This window comes from Wocania arenilitoris, from assembly GCF_021728535.1.
Classification (GTDB): domain Bacteria; phylum Bacteroidota; class Bacteroidia; order Flavobacteriales; family Flavobacteriaceae; genus Wocania_A; species Wocania_A arenilitoris.
In genome coordinates this window covers 1-3598 of the sequence record NZ_JAKKDU010000033.1, presented here as the reverse complement: position 1 = coordinate 3598, position 3598 = coordinate 1, and the positions used below count along the sequence as shown (strand labels likewise).

Sequence of the window (3598 nt, the reverse complement as noted above, 5' to 3'; positions counted from 1 at the left end):
AGAAAATTAAAATTAGTCAACAGAATCAAGAAAAATATTGCTAAATTTGAGATTAAACCTGAAGACGTCGGATTTAGTAAAACACTAAATATCAGTACTTAATATTTGACGTTAGTTGGAATATGGAGAAACCCGAAATCAAATGAAAATAGACTATTACAAAATTATATTTCTGATTCTTGTTTCAACATTTGCTTATTCCCAAAATACCGAAAAAAATATGAGTGATAAAGTGCCTAATAGTGTTGAAATTGTTGACAGTCATTTAGACCAATTTTTTGACGAAAATGCAGACATCGTTGTATTTGACGAAAAAAAATCTGAAATAATTCATCGAGACATTTTTTTTATAAAAGCAACAGAAGATAGACCATATCATATTCTATTAAGTTGTGGAATGAGTGCATTACCAATGACAATTCCTGAAGATGTTGAATCATCGGAATTTGTTGAAATAATGATTTTACTTCCAAAAGAGTGGAATTTGGAATACGAATCTTTCAGCGATGAAAAAAATTATTGGCCGATTAGAATTATGAAAGAAATAATGATGTTGCCTCACGAGAATGAAACTTGGTTTGGATATGGGCATACTTATGGACACGAAGAAGGCGAGGAATTTGCTGAAGGAGTTGGATTTATTTCTATGATGTTGGCTTATTCAATGGAATTGTCTGACGATTTTACTCAAATAGATTTAGAAAATGAAAAAGTAGTTGACATTTATACATTAATTCCACTTTATAAAGAAGAACTAGAGTTTAAGAAAAAAAATGGAGCGAGCGCTCTACTTGAAAGATTTGACAAATTTGGAATTGAAGAAATAGTAAAAGTTGGAAGAAAAAATGTATGTAAATAAAATACTACTGGCAACACCGTGTATAATTAATTGCTTGGTTATAGCCTACTTACGAAAATCCTTGCGGATTTTCTATTCGGTTTTTATTTGCTAAATTACGTGCTTAACCACGCAACTAATCATACACAAGACCGTTGTAGGTAATTATGACCAACCAAAACGAATGAATGAGAATTTAATAGCTATACTAATAATACTAATTTACTTTTCACCTGTTTTTTATCAATTGGGAATAGTCATAAAAGAAAGTAAAAGAGGTAACAAAATTCCACTAAAGAAATTTAAAAAGTTCTTGAAATACAGTGTAATGATAATTGTTCCAATAATAATTGGATTTGGAATTTTAAGTCATACCAACTATCTGAATTATGAAAAACCCTTAACTTTTGATAAATACGACCAAATAACCTTTGAAAATTTCAGAGGACTTGAGTTTTTTAAAAAATCACTTTATGGGAATGAAAGGTTTGCATATGTAGTTACATCAATAGATAGCGACATTGATGATAATTCTGTAAAAGTTCAATCTCTATTCTATCCTTCTCGTTCATTTGTTTACAAAAAGAATACTAACAGTAAAGAACTGTTATCGCACGAGAAATATCATATCAAAATAACTGAATTATTCGCTCGAAAAGCAAAAGAAAAAATATCAAGACTAAACAGATTCGATGAAAACAAAATCGAGGGAATAATTAGACAAGCAGAAAAAGACGAACGAAAATTTCAAAAAGAATATGACTACAACACTTTCCATAGTTATGTTTTGAGCGAACAAAAAAGATATGAGAAAGAAGTTGACAGTTTACTAAATTTACTGACTGAATATAGAGAACCAAAAATTGAATTTAATGACAAAAATTAGAATTATCCTTTTTGCTTTAATAAGTATAACACTCACAAATTGCAACACAGAAAAACACGAATTCCCACTTGACAAAAGATATTGGGACTTGAATGACTATGATAAAGTAGTTTTGGAATTAAATTATGGTTACGAAGCGGACGAAAAACTTCCGACTTTTGACGACCCACAAACAAGAATTATCGTAGAAAAACTTACTGACCAACAAAATTTTAATATTGTTCTTGATGACAACGAATTGGGAATTAAGCACCGAAACGAAGTTGCGGAAAAGTTCTTTAGCGAGTGGAAAGATATGAATAACGTCTATGATGCACTTGACAGAAAAGACCAATATTTATACGATAAAGAAATGCTTGCCGTTTGGCATTTCGGTTTAGGACTTCAATTAAAATATTTCAAATTAGGAAATGACCAAATCAAGGAAAATGCAGACGACCCAAATTCTTCAAGAGTTAAAAATAACATTAACTCGAACGTTAGTACTTTAATAAAAAACTATCTGATTTACCTCGATGAGATAAATAACGAAAAAGCATTCACAGAAGAGGGAAAAACAAAACTTGCAAACGGAATTGACAAATATTTTCCCGCATTGATTGAACTCTATCCAAACGCTAATTACAGCGGAATGAAAAACAAAGCGGAATTAATGTTAAAAAAAGCTGAATCGGACAAAATTAAATTGTCGCTGAATAAATTAATTGAACTGATTGACTCGAAAAAAGAAAAAGAAACTGAATAAAATAACTACCTACAACAATGGCTATAAGTAATTGCTTTTTCTCGCCTACTTCTGAAAATCCTCGCGGATTTTCAGTTTGGCGTGTACTTGCAAAGTTAAGTACTAAACCACGCAACTACTCATAGCCGAGACCGTTGTATGCCATTTGGGAAAAACATTCTGCATTAAAGAAAAATGATATTTACCTCTGACAAAGATTATAAATCAACCAAGAAAATAAAACAAGGGATTTCAAAAATCAAGGATGAATTTGAGCCACTTGCGAAATGGATTGATAAAAAATATAGTGTAAAAACACTAAATTTAGTTTTTGATTTTATGGATAATAACAAGTCCAATCCACGACTACAAGTTTGTCTTGAATATGCAAAAGACAAAGGGAAGTTTATGGACAATCGGACTTATAATTTTGACAAAACCAAGCAAAACGAAATTGCGAAAAAATTTGGAGAAATAACTTCAAATTATGAATTGAAAAATAAGCCGAATTGGATTAAAAAACTACTTGGACTGACTTATAAATCAAACAATCTATTTGTTTACTTCTCTGACTTTGAAACAATAGCAAAAGATGAGGCAAATAAAAATATACCTGATAATGAAATTAAAAAACTGAAATCAGAAATAAATAACCCAGAAATATGGATGATTGACAGAAGATTTAATAGTGCGACAATTTTTTTATACACAGATGAGCAGATAAAGAAATATCAGGATTCTGAATTACATGAAAAATGGAATGAACAATATTTTGATATCCTTAAAAAGTATGATGAATTTGGGTATTTTAAGAAAGATTTTTATTCTATTTTTCTGGATAGCAAAGAGAATTTTGACACGAATTATGAAAGTAACTGGTATTATTACTATAAATAAAAACGGCATACAACACCGTATAAAATTAATTGCTGGTTTTAGCCTATTTACGAAAGTCCTCGCGGACTTTCTATCTGTGATTTATTTGCTAACTTTAGTGCTTGAAACACGCAACTAATCTTATACAACAACGTTAGCAAACATTAAAACCAAATAGATTATGAAAACAAATTACTTATCATTTTTTTTATTACTCGGAATCTTATTGAATGGCAACTCTCTTTTTGCTCAATCCACAGAAGACTTTGAGTCA

At 30.1% G+C, this 3598-nt stretch carries 4 protein-coding genes; all 4 read left to right on the top strand.

Annotation, left to right across the window (positions count from 1 at the left end):
- Window positions 1-220: 220 nt before the first annotated feature.
- The 4 genes from L3X37_RS15165 (at window position 221) to L3X37_RS15150 (ending at window position 3345) form a co-directional block, all read left to right on the top strand.
- The gene (locus tag L3X37_RS15165; RefSeq protein WP_237241013.1) at window positions 221-859 is read left to right on the top strand and encodes a suppressor of fused domain protein; all 639 of its coding nucleotides are present in this window, start codon (window positions 221-223) and stop codon (window positions 857-859) included.
- Between the two features lie 163 nt (window positions 860-1022).
- The gene (locus tag L3X37_RS15160; protein ID WP_237241012.1) at window positions 1023-1724 is read left to right on the top strand and encodes a hypothetical protein; all 702 of its coding nucleotides are present in this window, start codon (window positions 1023-1025) and stop codon (window positions 1722-1724) included.
- On the top strand, window positions 1711-2469 hold the full coding sequence (locus tag L3X37_RS15155; protein ID WP_237241011.1) for a hypothetical protein: 759 nt from the start codon (window positions 1711-1713) through the stop codon (window positions 2467-2469). The genes L3X37_RS15160 and L3X37_RS15155 overlap by 14 nt, the downstream gene beginning before the upstream one ends.
- A gap of 174 nt (window positions 2470-2643) precedes the next feature.
- Complete coding sequence (locus tag L3X37_RS15150; RefSeq protein ID WP_237241010.1) at window positions 2644-3345, top strand: hypothetical protein; 702 nt, start codon at window positions 2644-2646, stop codon at window positions 3343-3345.
- Window positions 3346-3598: the final 253 nt, after the last annotated feature.